At 31.4% G+C, this 20969-nt stretch carries 22 protein-coding genes; 21 read left to right on the top strand and 1 reads right to left on the bottom strand.

Annotation, left to right across the window (positions count from 1 at the left end):
• The first annotated feature begins 36 nt into the window (after positions 1-36).
• The 10 genes from B0A78_RS03350 to B0A78_RS03310 all read left to right on the top strand — a co-directional run bounded on the left by B0A78_RS03350 (position 37) and on the right by B0A78_RS03310 (position 10366).
• Positions 37-429 carry a hypothetical protein gene (locus tag B0A78_RS03350; RefSeq protein WP_014166453.1) on the top strand — a complete coding sequence of 131 codons (393 nt, stop codon included), beginning with the start codon at positions 37-39 and terminating at the stop codon, positions 427-429.
• 61 nt (positions 430-490) lie between these two features.
• Positions 491-2980 (top strand): YbcC family protein, encoded by a 2490-nt coding sequence (locus B0A78_RS03345; RefSeq protein WP_169859078.1) that lies wholly within the window; start codon positions 491-493, stop codon positions 2978-2980.
• A gap of 11 nt (positions 2981-2991) precedes the next feature.
• Positions 2992-4863, top strand: coding sequence for a proton-conducting transporter transmembrane domain-containing protein (locus B0A78_RS03340; RefSeq protein ID WP_097609354.1), 1872 nt, complete (start codon positions 2992-2994; stop codon positions 4861-4863).
• Between the two features lie 21 nt (positions 4864-4884).
• Positions 4885-5184, top strand: a complete 300-nt coding sequence (locus B0A78_RS14935; protein ID WP_261764937.1) for a SulP family inorganic anion transporter — start codon at positions 4885-4887, stop codon at positions 5182-5184.
• 23 nt (positions 5185-5207) lie between these two features.
• Complete coding sequence (locus tag B0A78_RS03335) at positions 5208-6494, top strand: SulP family inorganic anion transporter (protein ID WP_261764938.1); 1287 nt, start codon at positions 5208-5210, stop codon at positions 6492-6494.
• Entirely contained in the window at positions 6484-7251 is a 768-nt protein-coding gene (locus B0A78_RS03330; protein WP_097609353.1) for a DUF2490 domain-containing protein, read from the top strand. Before B0A78_RS03335 ends, B0A78_RS03330 begins: the two co-directional genes overlap by 11 nt.
• A gap of 137 nt (positions 7252-7388) precedes the next feature.
• A complete protein-coding gene (locus B0A78_RS03325) occupies positions 7389-7571 on the top strand; it encodes a hypothetical protein (RefSeq protein ID WP_065213021.1) in 183 nt (60 codons plus the stop codon).
• A gap of 358 nt (positions 7572-7929) precedes the next feature.
• Positions 7930-8577: a hypothetical protein gene (locus B0A78_RS03320; protein WP_097609352.1), complete on the top strand. Its 648-nt coding sequence runs from the start codon at positions 7930-7932 to the stop codon at positions 8575-8577.
• A 6-nt stretch (positions 8578-8583) separates the two neighbouring features.
• Positions 8584-9579, top strand: coding sequence for a hypothetical protein (locus B0A78_RS03315; protein WP_097609351.1), 996 nt, complete (start codon positions 8584-8586; stop codon positions 9577-9579).
• Between the two features lie 28 nt (positions 9580-9607).
• Positions 9608-10366: a hypothetical protein gene (locus B0A78_RS03310; protein ID WP_065213023.1), complete on the top strand. Its 759-nt coding sequence runs from the start codon at positions 9608-9610 to the stop codon at positions 10364-10366.
• A 34-nt stretch (positions 10367-10400) separates the two neighbouring features.
• On the opposite strand, the gene B0A78_RS03305 is transcribed toward B0A78_RS03310, so the two are convergent.
• Positions 10401-11657, bottom strand: a complete 1257-nt coding sequence (locus B0A78_RS03305) for an NAD(P)/FAD-dependent oxidoreductase (RefSeq protein WP_014166442.1) — start codon at positions 11655-11657, stop codon at positions 10401-10403.
• 106 nt (positions 11658-11763) lie between these two features.
• Here B0A78_RS03305 and B0A78_RS03300 point away from each other — a divergent pair, with 106 nt between their 5' ends.
• The 11 genes from B0A78_RS03300 to B0A78_RS03250 all read left to right on the top strand — a co-directional run bounded on the left by B0A78_RS03300 (position 11764) and on the right by B0A78_RS03250 (position 20969).
• The gene (locus B0A78_RS03300; protein ID WP_065213024.1) at positions 11764-13281 is read left to right on the top strand and encodes an HAL/PAL/TAL family ammonia-lyase; all 1518 of its coding nucleotides are present in this window, start codon (positions 11764-11766) and stop codon (positions 13279-13281) included.
• Positions 13282-13507: 226 nt separating this feature from the next.
• On the top strand, positions 13508-14239 hold the full coding sequence (gene fabG / locus B0A78_RS03295) for a 3-oxoacyl-ACP reductase FabG (RefSeq protein ID WP_014166440.1): 732 nt from the start codon (positions 13508-13510) through the stop codon (positions 14237-14239).
• Between the two features lie 18 nt (positions 14240-14257).
• Positions 14258-15481 carry a beta-ketoacyl-[acyl-carrier-protein] synthase family protein gene (locus B0A78_RS03290; protein WP_014166439.1) on the top strand — a complete coding sequence of 408 codons (1224 nt, stop codon included), beginning with the start codon at positions 14258-14260 and terminating at the stop codon, positions 15479-15481.
• Between the two features lies 1 nt (position 15482).
• On the top strand, positions 15483-15731 hold the full coding sequence (locus B0A78_RS03285; protein ID WP_065213025.1) for an acyl carrier protein: 249 nt from the start codon (positions 15483-15485) through the stop codon (positions 15729-15731).
• 6 nt (positions 15732-15737) lie between these two features.
• Positions 15738-16616, top strand: a complete 879-nt coding sequence (locus B0A78_RS03280; RefSeq protein ID WP_065213026.1) for an LpxL/LpxP family acyltransferase — start codon at positions 15738-15740, stop codon at positions 16614-16616.
• Positions 16617-16626: 10 nt separating this feature from the next.
• Positions 16627-17526, top strand: a complete 900-nt coding sequence (locus tag B0A78_RS03275; RefSeq protein ID WP_014166436.1) for a hypothetical protein — start codon at positions 16627-16629, stop codon at positions 17524-17526.
• 4 nt (positions 17527-17530) lie between these two features.
• Complete coding sequence (locus B0A78_RS03270; RefSeq protein WP_014166435.1) at positions 17531-18664, top strand: beta-ketoacyl-ACP synthase III; 1134 nt, start codon at positions 17531-17533, stop codon at positions 18662-18664.
• The gene (locus tag B0A78_RS03265) at positions 18664-19110 is read left to right on the top strand and encodes a hypothetical protein (protein WP_065213027.1); all 447 of its coding nucleotides are present in this window, start codon (positions 18664-18666) and stop codon (positions 19108-19110) included. Before B0A78_RS03270 ends, B0A78_RS03265 begins: the two co-directional genes overlap by 1 nt.
• Positions 19103-19567: a flexirubin biosynthesis protein gene (locus B0A78_RS03260; protein WP_014166433.1), complete on the top strand. Its 465-nt coding sequence runs from the start codon at positions 19103-19105 to the stop codon at positions 19565-19567. The genes B0A78_RS03265 and B0A78_RS03260 overlap by 8 nt, the downstream gene beginning before the upstream one ends.
• Before the next feature lie 2 nt (positions 19568-19569).
• Positions 19570-19974 (top strand): hypothetical protein, encoded by a 405-nt coding sequence (locus B0A78_RS03255; protein WP_065213028.1) that lies wholly within the window; start codon positions 19570-19572, stop codon positions 19972-19974.
• On the top strand, positions 19974-20969 hold the full coding sequence (locus B0A78_RS03250; protein WP_014166431.1) for a BtrH N-terminal domain-containing protein: 996 nt from the start codon (positions 19974-19976) through the stop codon (positions 20967-20969). Before B0A78_RS03255 ends, B0A78_RS03250 begins: the two co-directional genes overlap by 1 nt.

The raw sequence follows: 20969 nt of genomic DNA, 5'->3' as shown, positions 1-20969 counted from the left end.
AATTTTGACTTTGTTAGATTAAATAAAAAAAACTCGATGTTTAAGATACTAAATAATAAAAAAGTTTTTGAAAAAAAGGGATGGATTTCATTCCTTTTGGCTTTTTTGTTATTATTATCAATATCAGGTAAAAGTTTCTCTAATGCTGAGAATTTTTTAAAAATTCCAGTAAAAATAGATAAAGAAAAGAATTCTTCTAAATCAAAAATTATTTCTGTTAACCAGAGCTTAGACGATGAAGAATTAACAGAATTAGACCTTGAAGATGATAACATTGAGGAATTTATTTTCTCTAAAGAATATGTTTTTTCGCTTCAGTTACTTTTATTAAAAAAAGACTACAATGCAATAGGTTATAAGAGTTTTAAACTCATATACAATCAACCCCTATATATACTCTACTGTAACTGGAAATACGATCTAGTTTAATTAATTCCTTAAGCGATGTATTCACATCAAAATAGAGGTATTAATTAAATATTTCCTAAAAATGAATTTAACGAATCAGCGATTCGTGGAGCATGATGTACTTCACGAACTATCGCATTACTTACCTGCGCAAAATCCATTAAAAGACTTTGTGCACCACAATACTTTGCATGCTTTTCAAAAACAATCTTTTTTTGATGCTTTACATCAAGCATCTACAGTATTTGGTTATAAAACCTATTTATCATTAGCTGAATTCAGAGCCAAATACGCTAATGGTGAAATTTCGAAAGAAATTCTAAAAAAAGTAGTATACGATCGGAAACTAGAATATTCATATAAGTTATGGGAGCATAAAGTATTAAATGAAATTTATGATGAATCCTTATCTTCAAGAATAGGTAGTGTTCGCTCTCTATGGAAAGAACACTATGCCATGAATTTAGACAAAGCAACACACGGAATCTTGTTTAGAGTATTATGTAGTTACCTAGATCAAGGAATTTCAGTATGGCCTTTTCCTGTTCATGATAAAGGATTTTTAGCTTCTATAAAAGAATTAGATAAAAATGGAATCACCGGTTTCTTTAAAACGTCAAGAGCAAAAGCATTATTACAAAGCGAAATTAGTATCGAAGAATTATTACATATTATAGTGGGTAATGAGGCTTATTATACTCATTATTTGTTTGATCAACAATTTTCACATCCAGGTTGGAGTGGTATGGTGGCAACATTAGAGCAAAATCCTGTTTCATTATTAGCCAAAAAGAGGATTACATTACAAGAACTTATAAAGTTTGAATTGCTATTAGAAATAGATGTTTTAGATCAAAAATTTGGCAAAAATTGGAAACCAATTGCTTACAATTTACAAGAACCACTTGAAGATATTTTTTCAGTTCCTGAGTATTCTGAATATTTTGAAGTATTATCTATATGGCAAGAAGCTTTTGAATGGAGTTTTTATAACCAAGCATTATTAGGGATACAAGAAACGAGTACCCAAATACGACCTAAAAAACAAACTAGTTTTCAAGCTATGTTTTGTATGGATGATAGAGAATGCTCTTTTAGACGATATATAGAAGAAGAAGATCCTAATGCTCAAACCTTTGGTACAGCAGCCTTCTTTAATTTTGAATTTTTTTATCAACCAATAGAAGGAAAATTTTTTACAAAGCTTTGTCCAGCTCCAGTAACACCTAAATATTTGGTAAAAGAACTGCCTAGAAAGAAAAAACATGCTACAGATCTTCATTATCACAAACGTACACATTCTTTGTTATTTGGATGGTTAATAAGCCAATCCTTAGGTTTTGCGTCAGCTTTTAAATTATTTTTGAATATTTTTAAACCCACCATTACCCCTGCAACATCAGCTTCATTTAAACATTTAAATCCAAAATCACAATTAGTAATTGAAAACGATAATGGGGTGCAACAAGATGGGTTACAAGTAGGTTTTACAGTAGAAGAAATGGCTACTCGTGTAGAAGGATTGCTTAGATCTATAGGTCTTGTAAAAAATTTTGCTCCCATAGTATATGTAGTAGGGCATGGTGCCACTAGTGTAAATAATACGCATTTTGCAGGTTATGACTGTGGTGCTTGTAGCGGAAGACCAAGTTCCGTAAATGCCAAAGTCTTATCTTTTGCAGCCAATCATCCTGAAGTACGTATTCTTTTATCAAAAAAAGGAATAGAAATTCCTAATACTACTCAATTCTTGCCAGCACTACATGATACAACTCGTGATGAAATTGAGTTTTATGATGAAAAAGTATTGACCCAAATCAATTTAGATATTCACATCCAGAACAAAAAAACTTTTGAAAAAGCTTTGGATAAAAATGCTGTTGAGCGTTCTCGTCGTTTTGAAATCATAACCAAATCAGATGATTTAAAAAAAATACATAATTCCGTTAAACGTCGTTCCGTTTCTTTATTCGAACCACGTCCAGAACTCAATCATGCTACCAATGCCATGTGTATAGTGGGGAGAAGAACAGTATCTGAACAATTATTCTTAGATAGACGTTCCTTTTTAAATTCTTTTGATTATGAAGTAGATCCTAAAGGCGATTATTTGGCGGGAATATTAAATGCAGTAGCTCCAGTAGGAGGAGGTATTAATCTAGAGTATTATTTTTCTAGAGTAGACAATCATAAGCTAGGAGCAGGATCTAAACTGCCTCATAATGTTATGGGATTAATAGGTGTTGCTAACGGAATTGATGGTGATTTACGTCCTGGACTACCCAATCAAATGATTGAAGTACACGACCCTGTTCGATTGTTAGTAGTTGTGGAACATTTTCCAGAAGTGGTAAAATATGCAATTACTAAAAATTCAGCTACTTATGAATGGTTTTATAATGAATGGGTTAATCTAGTTGTATTGCATCCAGAAACGAAACAACTTTTCCGATTTATTAAAGGCAGTTTTGAGTTATATAAACCTCTAAAGGTTGCATTAGGTGATATTCAGGACATACTTAAATATACACAAACTAGTATGGATAATTTAAAAGTAGGTATTATTAAATAAGAGGAACGGATATGTGGAATGAAATTTTAATAGCATTTGTGTTAATCCCTTTTGCTGGTTTTTTTATTAGTTTTTGGTTGCCTGAAAAAAAAGAATCAGGGTTATCTAGAGCCGCTTTAGGTACCGTTTTAGTTCAATTGTTTTCCTTGATAGTATTCTTGTTTTATTGGATATTAAAGGGCGCTAAACCATTTAATCTTTTTGAAGTAAGTTTAGTAAAAACAAATCATTATGAGTTTTTTATTGATTTCTTTTTTGATAAAGTAACCGCTGTTTATCTATTCGTAGGAGCCTTGTTAATTTCAATGGTTACCACCTATAGTCGTTACTATTTACATCGGGAAAAAGGATATAAGCGTTTTTTTATAACGGTTTTATTTTTCTTTTTTGGATATAATTTAGCTGTTTTATCAGGGAATTTTGAAACCTTATTTATAGGTTGGGAAATTATAGGAATTTCCTCCTTTTTATTGATTGCATTTTACAGAGAACGTTATTTACCGGTAAAGAATGCGTTTAAGGTATTTTCTATTTATCGAATAGGAGACGTTGGCTTATTGTTAGCCATGTGGGCAAGTCATCACTTGTTTCATGAGAACATTACCTTTATGAAGATGTATAATTATGAGTTAGTAAGCGAACATCTTCAAACGCATTCTTTTATTGGCGTTTTTATTGGTTTATGTTTAGTATGTGCAGCAGCTGTTAAATCAGCCCAAGTCCCTTTTTCTTCTTGGCTGCCTCGTGCTATGGAAGGGCCTACTCCGTCAAGTGCTATTTTTTATGGTTCCTTATCCGTGCATTTAGGCGTATTCCTTATGTTACGAACTCATCCTTTTTGGGAACATCAAACTTCGTTACGAATTGCTATTGGAGTAATGGGAGCCCTGACTAGCTTAGTAGCCACTTTTATGGCTCGAGTTCAGTCTTCTGTAAAAAGCCAAATTGCTTATAGCTCCATTTCTCAAATAGGATTAATTTTTATAGAAATAGCTCTTGGGTTAGATACTTTGGCCTTATTGCACTTTGCAGGCAATGCTTTTTTAAGAACCTATCAACTTTTGGTTTCTCCGTCTGTTGTAAGTTATCTTATAAGAGAACAATTTTATCATTACGAACCCGTAGAACACACATTTGAAGACTCTTTACCTAAACGTTTAGAATATGCACTCTATATATTAAGTATTAAAGAGTTTAATTTGGAAAAAATAGTAAATTTATTTCTATGGAAACCCCTTAAATTCATTGGTAAATTTTTGAATTTCTTGAACTTAAAAAGAATATTTCTTCTTTTTGTGCCAATTTATATAGGAGGTATACTATTACTAAAAAGCAAGATCCATTTATTAGAACAAGTAAATAATAGATTGCCTGAATTTTTTGCTTTTATAGGTTTAATCTCAGTTTTTAAATCATTTTCAGAACGAAAAAGCCCTTTTGTAGCTTGGGTTTTGATAATATTTAATCACTTTTGGATTGTTTTAGCTATTCTATTTAATGAAAAAGTTGATTTTTATGAAATTTCTCTATACCTCATAGGAATAATAATGGCTGGGGTATTAGGATATATAGCACTTGTAAAATTAAGTAAAATAGAAAGAAAAATCTCGTTAAATCAATATTTAGGACATGTATATGAACATCCCAAATATGCCTTTTTCTTTTTAGTTGCAGCTCTTGGTGTAACAGGTTTTCCCATTACGACTACTTTTATAGGTGAAGACTTATTGTTTAGTCATATAGAAAGTGATCAAGTAATACTTGCCTTTTTTATAGCCAGTAGTTTTGTGGTTTCGGGAATTGCAGGAGTACGTATTTATACACGATTATTCTTAGGACCACACGTAAAAACCTATCATGAATTACCTTATAAATCTTCTTAAATAAAAAAATATTCATTATATATGAACACAAAAAATAAAATTAATATTCCTACTGACGGATTAGCAGGATTAAAAGAAAATTTTTCATCTGATGCCATTTCAGGTTTTATCGTTTTTTTATTAGCATTACCATTAAGTTTAGGAATTGCTAAAGCATCAGATTTTCCACCGATAATGGGTTTAATTACCGCAATTATAGGAGGTATCCTAGTAAGTATACTATCTGGATCAAAGTTGACTATCAAAGGACCAGCAGCTGGGTTAATTGTAATTGTTGCAGGTTCTGTAGCCGAATTTGGTAAAGGAGATGCAACTTTTTAGGTTGGAAACTTGCTTTAGGAGCCATGGCGGTAGCGGGAATACTTCAAATACTATTTGGATTACTAAAGTTAGGAAAACTAGCAGATTTCTTTCCTCTTTCAGCTATACATGGGATGTTAGCTGCAATAGGTATCATTATTATTACAAAACAAATTCCTGTTTTGTTAAATGATGACCCCACGTTAGCAAAAGGTAAAAAACCTTTAGAATTGTTAATGAATATACCCAATTTTATTATAAATCTTGATCCAAAAGCGACTTTAATAGGTATAATTAGTTTAACGATTATGATGGGATGGCCATTTATTAAAAATACTTTTATCAAAAAAATCCCAGCACCACTTGTAGTTTTGCTTTTTGCTATTCCTGCGGAATTATTTATGGATTTTAAACACACGGAACCTCCTTTTACCTTAGTTAAAATAGGAAATCTAGTAGAAAATCTAAATATAAATGTTGATTTTTCAGGAATATCACAAACAGGACTTTTTATAAAATATGTCATTATGTTTGCCTTAGTGGGAACTTTAGAATCATTGCTTACAGTAAAAGCAATTGATTTACTAGACCCATTTAAAAGAAAATCAAACAACAATAAAGATTTAATAGCAGTTGGAGTAGGTAATGTATTGGCTGCATTTTTAGGAGGATTGCCTATGATTGCTGAGGTAGCTCGTAGTTCTTCCAATGTAAATAATGGCGCAAAAACACGTTGGGCTAACTTTTTTCATGGGTTATTTATTTTATTATTTTTATTAGTGGCTGCTCCCATATTAGAAATGATTCCTAATGCAGCTTTAGCCGCAATGCTCATTACAGTAGGAATTAAATTAGCACATCCTAAAGAATTTATTCATACTTTTGAAATAGGAAAAGAACAATTAGCAATATTTCTAGTAACTATTTTCTTTACTTTATTTGAAGACTTATTAGTAGGTATCGGTGCAGGTATGCTTCTTAATATAATTATTCACTTGTATCACGGTACGCCTCTTAGTTCTTTTTTTAAAGCACCTACTGAAGTTTTGTTTGAAGGGAATGAATATCAGATAAATATTAGTAAAGCGGCAATTTTCACCAATTTTTTAGGAATTAAAAGAAAATTAGAAGAAATACCTTACGGATTTAATGTAACTATAAATCTCAAAGAAACAAAAATGGTTGATAATTCCGTTTTAGAGAATTTAGAACATTTTAAACATGATTATGAAGCCAATGGAGGAAAAGTAAATGTAGTAGGCTTAGAATCTCATCAAGCTTTTTCAAATCATCCGAATTCATCTAGAAAAAAATTACAATATGTTAAATAGCGAATTTAAAAAACTATTTCTTTTTTTTGTTTTATCTTTCATAATAATTCAAAAATCATTTTCTCAAAAAGTAAACCACAACAATGATGTTTGGTTCCATTATTTTGGAAAAAATATGTTTACAAAAAAGCTATCCTTTACCCTTGAAGCAACCATGCGTTATGCAAATGGCTTTAGCGAAAAGCAACAATGGTTTATTAGACCATCGGTAGATTATCAATTCAACAAAAGCCTAGTAGGTAGTGTAGGGTATTCACATTATGATACTTATGTGTATGGTGAAACACCTTTAAATAAAATAAACACACCAGAAGATCACATCTGGATACAAGGTACTTATACCGCAAATCTTGGTAATTTTAAATTTATAAACCGATTACGAGATGAGTTTCGATTTGTAGGGATTCCAGTTAAAAACACTACAGGAGATTATGTGATAGATCATTATGAACACAGAAACCGTTTGCGTTATATGTTTTTAGTAAATTATCCTTTAACTAAAGATGCCAATGGAAAATCTAAATTGTTTTTAAACGTAGGTGATGAAGCTTTTTTAAATATCGATGTAACCGATGCCAAAACTTTATTCCAACAAAATAGAGCCATTGCTGGTTTGGGATATAATATTAATGCACACCATCAGGTACAATTAAATTACATTCACCAAAATATTTGGAATCTAGGAAATACAATTCAAGAAAAGAACCCAACATTAAGAATATCCTACTTAACAAATTTTGATTGGTTTAAAAAATAACTAAAACTAGGCTGTTTGTTATAAACCAAATGGCCTAATTTATCATTTTATCATACTAAAAAAAAAATATTTCTCTATTTTGTTTTTCCTTGATCCCTTTTTATCCAAAAGCAAATGAGCCTAGAACAATTTAGCAAATGTTATCATTAATTACAGGAATTACTGAAATCATAAAACTTGAGGCAAATGAGGAAGATATGTTTGATATGTATGCGGCAACCTTGTCTTCTAGACAAGATGTTGAAAACAATCCAGAATATTTTGAGCTAAAAAAAGGACTAAAAGCTAAGAAATATAGGTCAAATGGCAATGAACATTAAATGCACCAGATGTTATAGGTGGTTCATACCATCAAATAGGAGGGGGAATTAGATGAATTTAACGTTTGTGGTTTTGGAAACAAAAAAAATGTAGCTCTAGTAAAAGGATTCTTAGAGCAAAGTAAAACCAAAACGGTACTTACCCTACTCGTTTTTCCTATCATATTTTGGTTATTCAATAGAAGTAAACAAATTAAAATAGTATAATAATTCTTATACCGCGTAAGTAAAAATGTATTTTAAACCCTAAAAATACCTCAAAATTTATTTCATTTTTGAGGTATTTTGCTTTTTAAAGTTTTTATACTCCTACATCTTTTTGAAATAAATACCTTTGACATCAATTAAATAATATAAAATGAGAAAAACATTTTTAACACTTCTTGTCTCGGTTTTAGCCATTACGACAAATTATTCCCAGATGAAAAACTTATCAGAATATTCTTATAAAATAAGTGAGCCATATAAGGTTTTTGATGCCCGAAATAAAGTTTATTTTTCCAAAGGAAATGAAGTTATGGCAGTTAAATTAGATAGAGAAGAAATTTTAATTCAAAAATTTGATTCAAATAAACCCGCTTTTATAAAAGAAACAAAATATGAAAAGATATTCCCTAGAAACTACTCTTTCGAAGAAATTTTAGAAATAAATAACAAATATTATTTGTTTTATTCTTCTTGGGATGGCGATGCTGAAAAAGAACAATTGTTTTTTAGAGAAATTAATTTTGAGAAAGGAGAGTTTTCCCCAGAATCAAAATTATTATTCCAAGTTGAAGGTAAAATAGCAGGAACATTAATGTCAAGCGGAATGGGATTTTCCCATTCAGTAGAAGACAAGTTTGACTTTTATCAATCTAATGATAAAAGCAAACTATTAATTCAGTACAGAAAAAAACCCGAAGTAAAGAGGGATACAAAGAGCTATGATATAATTGGTCTGCATTCGTATGATAAATCACTAAACAAACTGTATTCTAATGAAGTTACGATGCCTTATACATAGCGTAGAATGGAAAATTTAGATTACCAACTAGATTCAAAAGGAAATCTGTATATGTTAGAAAAAATTTATCATGATGATTCAGCAGATGAGAAAAAAAGAAAAAAAGATGAAGAAGCAAACTATCATATAGAATTGTTAACAGTTAAAGCAGGTACTGATAAAATAAATATTTCAAAATATGAGAATGCCAACAAGTTTGTGAATAACCTTTGGATTTTAGACACAAACAAAGATCAATTAATTTGTGGTGGTTTTTATAGTGAAATAGCTAAAGGGAAATCAGATTATGATGATATAGATGGAGTGGCTTTAATTAAATTTGATAGTCAAGGAAAAACAATTTATTCAACCTTTCAGCCAATCCCTTTAGAAATCATCAATCAGTATGAAAGCAATAGAACAAGAAGACGAAATGAAAAAAAAGAAAGAAAAGGAGATGATCCTCAGTTTGGGAATCTTGTTTTTAGGGATATGGTATTAAACCCTGACGGAAGTGTCGTATTAATAGGAGAACAAAACTATATTATTAATAACTATATTCAAGGAGTGAATGGTTCTCCAGGAGGAAATTATTATACCTATCATTACTGTAATATTTTAGTAACAAAATTAAAAGCAGACGGATCTTTAGCTTGGATGAAAAAAATACCTAAGAATCAAATGGGATTTAAAGGAAGAGGAGGGATGTCTTATAAATACTTTAGTGCAAATAACAAACATTATTTAGTGTTTTTAGATAATATTAAAAATATAGATTTGCCATTAGATAAAGAACCTACTCTTCATAAAGATGAAAAAGGAGGATACCTGACTTCTGTAAAAATTGACGATGTTACAGGAGAGTGGTCTAAAGGAGCTATTTTAAATTCAAAAGAAGTAAAAGATTTTAAAATCTATCAGTTTTCTGTAAATGGTATCATACAAATAGCTAAAAGTGCATTCATGTTTGAAGTGTATAAAAAGCGTAAAGAAGATGTTATGATTAAAGTTGATTTAAATTAGTATTTTTGGTTTCTAAAATTAAATAAATATGAAAAAGGTAGCATTATCATTATTGTTCATAACAAATGTTATGATGGGGCAAACAGTAAAGTTTGAAAAGGAAAAAATTAAAGAAATGGAAACTGTTCTTTTTGAAGAGACTTTTGTTACCGTTAACAATAAAAAGACTTCAACGGTTATTTTAAAAGATGGTCGTACAATTATTGGTTATTTTAAAGATATCAATAGAAAAAAAGGTCAAATAGAGGAAGTTGAAGTAAAAGACAGTGTTACAGGAAAAGTGGAAGCTTTTGAAGCTTCAAAAATTTCTGAATTGTATTTATCTCCAAGTGGCTCTGAAAAATTTAGAAAAACTATGAAACATTTTACAAATATTCGTAGTATGAGTACAAAAAATCATAAAAAAGCCACGAATAAAGAAACTGTTTTTTATAAAAATCAATTGGTTTCTTTGAAAAATAAAAAAGAAGAAAAGGAATACTTGATGCAATTAATAAACCCTTCTTTTAATGGTATTATTGAAGTTTATGGGGATCCAAATGCAAATGAAACAGGAGGTGTAGCTATTGGAGGAATGAAAATGGGCGGAGGTGTTATTAAATCTTATTATGTCAAAAAAGGAGATAAAATGATTTGGTTACATAAAGATGAATTTAAAGAAACGTATAACAATTTATTTGGAGATAACGCGGAGTTTATGAAAAATTACCCGTTAGATTCAGTAAAATGGGATTATTTTAGTTTCTTGATTTATGAATATACAAGAATGACTTTAGAATCTAAGTAATAATCAAAATAGAAGTTAATAAAAAACCCAAGTTTTAAACTTGGGTTTCTTTTTGCTCTTTTTCCATGTGAATCAAGTGTGCCATATTTTTAATAACACTATCGTGTTTTTTTACAAAAGGATTTGTTTCATCCCAAACATAACCTGCTAAAACAGCGCATATTTTCTTTTTTACATCTGGATTTTCAGGTTGATGAAAAAATAAAGTTTGAAGATTTCCTGTATACCATTCTTTTACATAAGTGGTAAAAACATCAATACCAGATCGCATATATTGAGTAAATTCAACTTCCCAATCAATTTTTTCTCCCTTTAACTGACGATGAACTAATTTGGCGGATAGCATTCCCGATTCTGTAGCAAATGCCACACCTGAGGAAAATACAGGATCTAAAAATTCAGAGCTATTACCTGTTAAAGCAAAACCTTCTCCGTACATTTTTTTAACAGATCTAGAATAGTTCTCTAATTTAACAGGTTCAAACAAAAAATCAAGTCCACCAAAACGGTTGATGTAATAATCTGATTTTTGAATCGCATTTTTTAGAGCCTCAGCAGCGTCATTATTTTTAGATAATGAATTAATAAATGACGTTGGGCCAACTATACCTACGCTCGTATTTCCGTTAGAAAAAGGAATAACCCAAAGCCATACCTCAGTTTCTAAAATGTCAAAAGAAATTAAAGTTCCTTCCTCACCTTCAGGTCTATTAATATCCTTTATATGTGTGAAAATAGAAGAGTGAGGATCCAATTTAGAAGGAGTGTCTAAATCCAATAAACGAGGTAATACTCTACCATAACCACTAGAATCAATTATAAACTTAGCATGAATTTCTTTGGTTTCACCATTTTTCTCCTTTACAGTTGTTATAGAGTTTGATCCGTTAAATACCACATCTAATACTTCTGTTTCAAACTCTAAGTCAATACCTTTTCGAATAACTTCTTCTGCTAACGTATTATCAAAATCTGCACGAGGAACTTGCCAAGTCCAGTCCCATCCTTCGCCATGTTTGACACTAAAATCAAAAATACATATTTCCTCTCCCCTTATAAACCGAGCCCCTAATTTCTTTTCAAAATTCATAGAATCCAAGGCAGAAAAAAGACCACTTTCATAAAAATGATCCATAACTCGAGGTATTAAACTCTCGCCTACAACCAATCTTGGAAATCTTGTTTTTTCAACAATTTTTACATGAGTACCGTTGTTGTGTAAATAAGATGCTGATACACAGCCTGAAGGACCAGATCCAATTACTAAAACGTCTACAAATTCTTGTTTCATATTTACTTTTTTCTTTATAAGAATGTGCTAACTTTGTCTTTTCAAAAGTAAATACATAATATCAAATAAAAAAGATATTCATCAATAGTTATAAAAAATAGTTTGAATGGGAGTCATACAGGAATATTTAAAGCTAGAAGATTTCATATCCATAGTTTTTAAAAATCAAAATGTAGAGATTAGTAAAGAAGTTTTAAATAGAGTTGAAGAGAGTTTTGATTTTTTAAAAGAATTTTCGAAAAACAAGGTCATCTATGGCGTGAATACAGGTTTTGGTCCTATGGCGCAATATCGTATAAAAGATGAAGATAGATTACAACTTCAGTACAATTTAATTAGAAGCCATTCGTCAGGCACAGGGCAACCCTTAAGTACCCTTAATGTAAAATCCGCAATTTTAGCAAGATTAAATACCTTGTCCTTAGGGAACTCTGGCGTTCATCCGTCCGTAATTAATTTAATGAAAGAATTCATTAATAGAGATATTACTCCGTTAATTTTTGAACACGGAGGAGTAGGAGCAAGTGGTGATTTAGTACAATTAGCTCATCTAGCATTAACCCTCATAGGAGAAGGTGAAGTTTTTTATAAAGGCGAAAGAAGAACAACCAAAGAAGTTTTAGAATTAGAAGGGTTAGAGCCTATAAAAGTAGAATTAAGAGAAGGATTAGCATTAATGAATGGAACCTCTGTTATGACAGGTATAGGAATTGTTAATGTTTATAATGCTAAAAAAGCATTGGATTGGTCTGTCAAAATAGCTAGTGCTATCAATGAAATTGTGCAAGCCTATGACGACCATTTATCTGCGGAATTAAATAATACAAAACATCATTCTGGTCAGCAAGAAATTGCCAAAATGATGCGTCAGCACTTAAGCAATAGTACATTAGTGCGTAAGCGAGAAGACCATTTATATAGCGGAGAAAATACAGAAGAAGTATTTAAAGAAAAAGTACAAGAATATTATTCATTACGTTGTGTACCTCAAATTCTAGGACCTGTATTAGATACCATTCATAATACAGCCAAAGTTTTAGAAAATGAAATAAATTCCGCAAATGATAATCCTATAATAGATGTAAAAAATAAACACGTTTATCACGGAGGTAATTTTCATGGAGACTATATTTCCCTAGAAATGGACAAACTAAAGATTGTCATAACCAAAATGACCATGTTAGCCGAAAGACAACTAAATTATTTATTAAATTCTAAAATTAATGAATTGTTACCACCGTTTGTAAATCTAGGAACTTTAGGTTTTAATTTTGGAATGCAAGGCGTTCAGTTTACAGCTGTATCAACAACAGCGGAATCACAAACATTGTCAAATCCTATGTACGTACATAGTATTCCAAACAACAACGATAATCAAGATATTGTATCTATGGGAACCAATGCCGCAGTTATGACAGGAAAAGTTATCGAAAATGCTTTTGAAGTCTTAGCAATTGAAATAATTACAGTGGTTCAAGCTATAGACGCATTAGGTTTTGCCGATAAAGTGTCTTCTCCTACACGTGCGTTTTATGATAAAGTACGTGCTGTTGTACCTACTTTTAAAGAGGATATGATAATGTACCCTTATATACAACAAGTGAAGGAGTATTTAATGCAATAACCTAATATGACAAGAGGAGAAAACTTTTCTCTTGTTCTACTAAGTCCTAATTTGTTAGAAAAGCAATATGCTGAAGAAGTATTGATAAAGGTTCAGTTTAATAATTAAAACTATTTTTTAGGAAGCCCCTTAACAAAAAATATAAAGCAGAAGGAACCTTCTAATCTGAAAAGAAAAAGAAGAGTTTCTTCTGAAATAAAACGATAAAAAAAAAGACTTATACAAAATGAAGTGTGCATTAGTGACTGGTGGCTCAAGAGGTATCGGAAGTGCAATTTGTAAAAAATTAGCAGCTGAAAAGAACTACCATATTTTAATTAATTATCAAGGCAATCAAGAAGCAGCCTTAGCAACCTTGAAAGAAGTTGAGGCTCTGGGAGCAACTGGTGAAATACTAAAGTTTAATGTAGGAAATCATGCAGAAGTAACACAAGTCTTAACACAATGGCAAGATAAAAATCCTAATGCTATAGTAGAAGTTCTGGTGAATAATGCAGGCATTACGCGCGATGGTTTATTTATGTGGATGACTCCAGAAGATTGGAATAACGTTATCAATACCAGTTTGAATGGTTTTTATAATGTAACCAATTTTTTTATTCAAAAAATGTTACGTAATAAATACGGGCGAATCGTAAATATGGTTTCCGTTTCTGGTGTAAAAGGTACTCCGGGTCAGACTAATTATTCCGCAGCCAAAGGAGCGGTAGTAGCCGCTACCAAAGCATTAGCACAAGAAGTAGCCAAAAGAAATATTACGGTAAATGCTGTGGCACCAGGATTTATTCGTACTGATATGACTGGTGATTTAGATGAAAAAGAATTAGTGAAAATGATTCCAGCTAATCGTTTTGGAGAAGCGGAAGAAGTGGCCGCTTTAGTGGGTTTTTTAACTTCTAAAAATGCGGGATATATCACAGGAGAAGTGATTAATATTAATGGCGGTATTTATTCTTAATAATAGCTTGTAGATAAAATGGAAAGAAGAGTCGTTATAACAGGTATGGGGATTTACTCTTGTTTAGGAACTTCTTTAGCAGAAGTTAAAGAATCATTATATCAAGGTAAGTCAGGTATTGTTTTTGATGCAGAAAGAAAAGATTTTGGTTTTCAGTCAGCACTTACAGGTATGGTTCCTAACCCTGAATTAAAATCATTGTTAAATAGAAGACAAAGAATTAGTATAGGGCAAGAAACTGAATTTGCCTATATGGCCACTATAGATGCTTTAAAAAATGCAAATATAGATGATGCTTTCTTTGATACGAATGAAGTGGGCATTCTTTATGGTAATGATAGTGTATCAAAGGCGGTAATAGATGCTATCGATATTGTAAGGGAAAAAAAAGATACCGCTTTAATAGGTTCAGGAGCCATATTTAAGTCGATGAACTCCACTGTAACGATGAATTTAGCGACTATTTTTAGATTGCGAGGAGTAAATATGACCATTAGTGCTGCTTGCGCAAGCGGCTCTCACTCCGTTGGCTTAGGATTTCATTTGATCAAAAGCGGATTGCAAGACATAATCATCTGTGGAGGAGCTCAAGAAATTAATACGTATAGTATGGCTAGTTTTGATGGATTAGGTGTTTTTTCTCCAAGAGAAAAAGATCCCATAAAAGCTTCTAGACCATTTGATAAAAATAGAGATGGCTTAGTTCCTAGTGGTGGTGGAGCTACTTTAATACTAGAAAGTTATGAGTCTGCTATAAAGAGAGGAGCTCCCATTATTGCTGAGGTTGTAGGTTATGGTTTTTCATCTAACGGGGGACATATTTCTACACCAAACGTAGATGGCCCCTCAACGGCCATGCGTAGAGCTTTAGAACAAGCAGGAGTAACAGCCGATGAAATAATGTATATTAATGCGCATGCAACCTCTACTCCTTTAGGAGATGCAAATGAAGCAAAAGCTATCTACGAAGTGTTTGGTAGTAAGCCTTATGTGAGTTCAACCAAGTCTATGACGGGGCATGAGTGTTGGATGGCAGGAGCCAGTGAGTTGATTTATTCTACACTCATGATGCAAAATGATTTCATTGCTCCTAATATTAATTTTGAAGAACCAGATGAGGATTCAGCAAAGTTAAATATTGTAAAAGAAACTATAAATAAAAAATTTGACTTATATTTGTCAAATTCATTTGGGTTCGGTGGAACAAACTCTGCCGTTATAGTTAAGAAATTTAAGGGATAAGATGGAATCAATAGTTATTTTAGAAAAAATTAATAAAATTTTAGTAGATGAATTTGAGGTGGATGGAGATACTATTTCGCTAGAAGCAAATTTAAAAGAAACACTTGGGTTAGACAGTTTGGATTATGTCGATTTAGTGGTGTCTATTGAGGCAAATTTTGGCGTCAAATTAGTAGAAGCTGATTTTACAGGAGTTAATACTTTTCAAGATTTCTATCATTTAATCGAAACAAAAATAGCACAAAAATAATTACTTATGAGTCAGTGGGATGGTAAGTCCAAAGGGACTCTTTTAGGGTATAAAATTTTTGTCTTTTGTATAAAAAAGCTCGGAATCCGAACAGCTTATGCTGTTCTTTTTTTCGTAGCTTTTTATTATTTTCTTACACAATTTAAATCTAATAGAGCTATTTTTTATTACTTACACAATCGTCAAAAACAAAATAAATTTAAAGCCTTTTTAAATATCTATAAAAGTTATTTTGTTTTTGGACAAACATTAATTGATAAAGTAGCTATTTCTGCAGGGTTAAGAAATAAATTTACCTATGAGTTTGATGGTGTCGAAATTTTAAAAAAATTATTAGCAGAAAAAAAAGGAGGAGTACTGATAAGTGCTCACGTTGGTAATTTTGAAATAGCAGAACACTTTTTTGGAGACATAAATCTAGAATGCCAGATTAATTTAGTAACCACAGATTTAGAACACTCTGTTATTAAGCAATATTTAGAATCGGTTACCAAAAAACCATCAGTAAAATTTATAATAGTAAGAGACGATTTGTCTCATATATTTGAAATTAATCAAGCATTAGCTAATAACGAATTAATTTGTTTTACAGGCGATCGCTATTTTGAAGGGAGTAAATGTTTTGAAGAAGAACTTTTGGGAGAAAAAGCATTGTTTCCAGCGGGGCCTTTTTTAATAGCATCTAGGTTAAAAGTTCCCGTTGTCTTTGTATATGTAATGAAAGAACCCCAATTGCATTATCATTTGTATGCAAGAATAGCACAAGTAAAGCAAAGAGATGAAAAAGGCTTGTTAAAAGCCTATACAGAAAATGTAGAAGGGATACTCAAAAAATATCCTTCGCAATGGTTTAATTATTTTGATTTTTGGAAAGCTAATCTATAGCTATATATAAATGAAAAAAGTTTTAGTAGTACATTTTAGTCAATCAGGACAGTTAACACAAATTATTAAAAACATTACAGATCCATTAATAGGAGATCAGGATGTTGAAGTTAACTACTATGACGTAGCAATACAAAAAGAGTTTCCTTTTCCTTGGGACAAAGCCTCTTTTTTTGATGCTTTTCCAGAATCATTTTTACAAATACCGTATCCGTTAAAGGATTCTCAAAATACAATTTTACATCAAAAATACGATTTGGTCATACTAGGATACCAAGTTTGGTATTTAAGTCCCTCCATACCCATAAATTCTTTTTTAAAGAGTGAAGAGGCAAAAAAAATATTTAAAAACACCCCTGTTGTAACCGTTATAGGAGCAAGAAATATGTGGGCCTTGGCACAAGAAAAAGTAAAAAAACAATTACAAGATTTAGGCGCTATTCTAAAAGGAAATATTGCTTTAGTAGATCGAAATAGTAATTATATTAGTGTCATTACCATTGTTCAATGGATGTTTTCAGGAAAAAAAGAAAAATATTTAGGGATTTTTCCTGAACCAGGCGTATCTAAAACAGAAATAGAAAGTTCTAATAAATTTGGAATAATCTTATTATCCTTTCTAAAAGATAATACAATTAACCTACAAAAAGAATTAATAAAAAAAGGAGCCGTTGAAATTCGTCCATTTTTAATAGAAATGGATCAAAAGGCAAATAAAATGTTTAAAATTTGGGCTAATTTTATTCTTAAAAAACAGCAGTCTAGACTTCTTTGGCTGAAAGTCTTTAATTATTATTTATTTATTGCTATTTGGTTTATTTCACCATTAGTATACTTAATATATTTGTTAAAACGCCCATTTGTAAAAAATAAAATTAAAAAACTAAAAACCTACTATCAAGGAGTATAAATATATGTTTGACGTTTACATTACTCGATCTGGAAAATTTTTACCCAATAATCCTATATCAAATGAAGATATGGAAACTTATTTGGGATTAATTGACAACAAACCATCCAAAGCGCGTCGTATTATTTTGCGTAATAACGGAATCATTTCACGTTATTATGCTTTAGATACACAAGGAATACCCACCCATTCAAATGCTGATTTAACACAAAAAGCAATTGAAAGTCTTTTAGATCATGCGTTTGATGTAAATGATATTCAACTTTTATCCTGTGGAACTTCTACTCCTGATCATTTATTGCCATCGCATGCCGCTATGGTACACGGATTACTTAAGAATAGACCAATAGAAATTAACTCTTCTTCGGGAGTATGTAATGCTGGGATGATAGCCTTGAAATTTGCCTATATGTCTATAAAGTCAGGGAATACCATAAATGCAATCGCTACAGGATCAGAAAGAGTGTCTACCTGGATGTTAGCCAGTCGTTTTGAAAACGAAGTAGTAAATCTAAAAAATTTAGAAGAACAACCTATTATAGCCTTCAAAAAAGATTTTTTACGCTGGATGTTGTCTGATGGAGCAGGTGCTTTTTTATTAGAAAATAAACCTAGAGGAGAACATTCTTTAAAGATAGAATGGATGGAATCCTATTCGTATGCACACGAATTAGAAGCCTGTATGTATGCAGGTGGCGATAAAAATGAAGACGGATCTATTAAACCTTGGAGTGACTATCCAACAAACGAGTGGCTAGAGCAATCTGTTTTTTCAATCAAACAAGATGTTAAGTTATTAGATGCCCAGATTCTAGTAAAAGGAGCCATAAGTATGAAAAACGCTTTAGATAAAAACAAAATAAATGCAAACGAAATAACTTATTTCCTACCGCACGTATCCTCTCATTATTTTGTTAAAGGATTAGCAGAACAACTACAAAAAGTAGATGTTAATATACCAATGGAAAATTGGTTTATGAATTTACATAAAGTAGGAAATGTAGGCTCGGCTTCAATTTATTTAATGTTAGAAGAACTAATGAACTCAAAACAACTGAAAAAAGGAGATACCATCCTATTGTCAGTTCCTGAAAGTGGAAGATTTTCATATTCGTATGCTTATTTAACTGTTTGCTAATGACCGTTGCACAATTCCCAATACTAGACAAAAAAATTGTGGAAAATTTAATACCACAAAAATTTCCTTTCGTAATGATAGATCAATTAATTGCTTACGAAGAAGGAAGTGTAATAGCAGGATTAACAGTAACTGTAGATAACATATTTACTAGCAATGCTATTTTTCAAGAGTCAGGATTAATTGAACACATGGCACAATCAGTAGCCATTTACACAGGGTATCAATATTTCTTAAAAAAGGAACCAGTCCCTACAGGTTATATAGGTTCTATAAATGGAATAAATATCATAAAATTACCTGAAATAAATGATCAAATAACGACACAGGTTGTTGTTTTACAAGAGTTTATGGGGGTTACGCTAGTAGAAATAAATTCTTCCGTAAATGGAAAAATAATAGCTACAGGCAAGATGAAAACAGTAATCGCAGGATCTAATGAATGATATTCAAGAAGTAATTGAAATACAAAATTTTTTACCCCATAGAGCTCCTATGCTAATGGTAGATTATATCCTAAATTTATCAGAAACTACTGTAAAAACTATTTTTAAAATACAAGAAGACAATATTTTTCTAAAAAACAACTTTTTTGTTGAAACAGGAATGCTTGAAAATGCGGCACAAACCTGTTCTGCTATTGTAGGACAGACTTTTTTTGTTGATGAAAATAAGCAAATAAAAGAAAATGTGAAACTAATAGGTTTTATTAGCGGAATAAAAAAAGTACAGTTGTTTAATATACCCAAAGTAGGACAAACGATTATTACAGAGGCTCAATTAAAATCCCGTTTTGACGGTGATAATTATTGTATTTGTACAATGAATTGTATATCCAATACAGAGGATGAAACTCAGCTTTTAGAAGCTGAAATTAATTTATTTATTCAACAAACTCACTAATTATGAAAAAAGAAGAAGTGCCTCAAGATCAAAGTAATCTTTCTAAACATAACATGAAAGAACTTTGTTACGCAGTAGATAAAGATGGATCTTATACAACCGCTTTAAGTAGTGGTTGGGAACCCAAAACCATTGCATTGGAGCATTCTATGAAAGATATTGAAGAACGAGTTGCACAGGCTAACGAAGCAGTGAAGCAAGGAACTCAAAGTCCAATTGTTTATTTTATGGAACTCCATAAAATGGATTGGGTTACGCTTGCAGGTTATGTTAATATGTGGACTTGGCGAGCAAAACGACATGCAAACCCCTCTGTTTTTAAAAAATTAAACCAAAAACAATTGCAGCGTTATGCAGATGCGTTTGAAATAACAATTGAAGAATTGAAAAGTTTTAGAGGAATATAATGGAGATTCGTTTTACACATCATCAATCAGCTCATTGTGAAAATGGTGTAGCATCTAATTTGTTAAAGTTTAATGGGATTAATCTTAGTGAACCCATGGTTTTTGGTATTGGTTCAGGTTTGTTCTTTTTTTATTTCCCATTATTAAAAGTTAATCATGCACCTGCTATTAGTTATAGACCAATGCCTGGAAGTATCTTTAATAAAGCAGCCAAAAGATTAGGAATAAAGGTAAAAAGAACACGTTTCTCAAACCCTCAAAAAGCCCAGCAAGCCCTAGAAGCTAATTTAAAAAATAATATCCCTACAGGTTTACAAGTAGGAGTATATCATCTTACCTATTTTCCTGATGAATACCGTTTTCATTTCAATGCTCATAACTTAGTGGTATATGGTAAAGAAAATAAAAGCTATCTAATTAGCGACCCTGTTATGCAAACAGTTACCACTTTGAGCGAAAAAGAATTAGAAAAAGTACGTTTTGCAAAAGGAGCTTTAGCTCCCAAGGGACACATGTATTATCCCGTAAATATCCCAAAACAAGTGCAATTAAAACCAGCGATTGTTAAAGGAATTAAAAATACATGCAAAGATATGTTAGCCCCATTGCCGTTTATAGGAATTGCCGCAATGCGTCGTTTGGCCAAACACATTCGAATTTGGCCCACTAAAAGAGGGGTTAAAGTAACGAATCATTACCTAGCACAAATGGTACGGATGCAAGAAGAAATCGGAACAGGAGGCGGTGGTTTTCGATTTATTTATGCAGCATTCTTGCAGGAAGCTTCTACTGTATTAAACAATCCTTCTTTAGCTGAGTTATCAAAAGAAATGACAACCATAGGCGATAAATGGAGAGACTTTGCGGTAATGGCAGCAAGAGTGTACAAAAACAGAAGCAATCAGCACGATGTGTATAATGCTTTAGCTAATGAATTAGAGGCATTAGCACAATTAGAAGAATTTTTTTTTAAAAAACTTAAAAAAGCAGTGTAA

The sequence above is a fragment of the Flavobacterium columnare NBRC 100251 = ATCC 23463 genome (genome assembly GCF_002530675.1).
In the GTDB taxonomy this organism is placed as follows: Bacteria; Bacteroidota; Bacteroidia; order Flavobacteriales; family Flavobacteriaceae; genus Flavobacterium; species Flavobacterium columnare.
Note: the sequence above shows the minus strand (reverse complement) of the source record. Positions and strands in the feature narration are given on the sequence as shown.